1 protein-coding gene is annotated in these 1149 nt (G+C 60.2%); it reads right to left on the reverse strand.

The features are described 5' to 3' along the window. Positions 1-1149, reverse strand: a 1149-nt coding sequence (gene istA / locus QCE79_RS32885) for an IS21 family transposase (protein ID WP_309851626.1), incomplete at both ends; no start/stop codon positions are given.

Consider the following 1149-nt stretch of genomic DNA (forward strand, 5'->3'; position numbering starts at 1 on the left):
CGCAGCACGCCCTGGACGGCGCGCAGCTTGATGAGAACCTGATCGCCGAAGAGCGCGTGAACAAGCGCGTAGCATGACGGCCCGATACGTTGTGCTTCTCTCAGACACCATTGGGTGTCGTGCAGTTGCCAGGCCTGTGCTGCTGGCGGCATGTGATCGGCCACAGTGATACGCGTTCCTGGCGTAGTCTGGCGGACATGCGATGCCGACAGTTCGTGCTCGTAGTAGAGCTGCACCATGTTGGCGGTCGCCTTGAGCCACAGATCTTTACCGGCAAGCCGGAACGGCACAGAATAGTAGGCGCGCTCGAATTGCACATGGGCGTCGCGATGGACCTTCACGCGCGCCCAGGTTGCCAGCTCTGGCGGCACATCGGGAAGCGGCTGCAACAGCGCCTGTTCGACATCCTCGAAACGCTTGAGCGGCACTTCGCGGGTCGTGCCATGCGTCCGGGTGCTGGCCTCGTGCATCACCCAAGCTCGTGCTTGCCGGTTGGCGTCGTCAAGATCACGGAATTCGCGAAGAGGAAGGAAGCTCGACTTCACGTATTTGACGCCCGACTCGACAATTCCTTTTTTAGCCGGGTCCCTCGGCGGACACGGATCGATCTTGAACAAATACCCTTCGGCGCATTGCGCATAGGCCCGCTGGACTTCGGGTTCGTAGATACAGGCCTTGACGATGGCACACTTGGGGTTATCGATGATGACGCGTCCCACTACGCCGTTGAACCATTCGAAGGCGTGACGGTGACATACCAACCATGTGTCGACGCTCTGATCGCGGACAAACTCAACGTATTGATGCCGCGACCAGCACAACGTCATCACGAAGAACCACGTCTTGTGGACCTCGCCGGTGTGTGCATCGGTGATGGTCGGACCTGCGCCGAAATCAACTTGCGCGGCTTCTGCGGGTTTGAACTCAAGCCGCATCGGAACATCCGGCGTGAGCTCCGCCTTCAATTGCTGAAGTAGCCTGTAGACGGATGAGTAGCTTCCCGCGTAGCCGTGGTTGCGCACCAGCGCGCTGTGAATCGTCGTGCCGGGGACGCCCGCGTCGTGCCACTGGGCAATCTGTTCGCGCCACGGTTCGGCCGACGAGATACAGCTCGCGGGCAGGAACTCCTTGTGGCTGAACGCTGTAGCA

This window comes from Caballeronia sp. LZ003, from assembly GCF_031451465.1.
Taxonomy (GTDB): Bacteria; Pseudomonadota; Gammaproteobacteria; order Burkholderiales; family Burkholderiaceae; genus Caballeronia.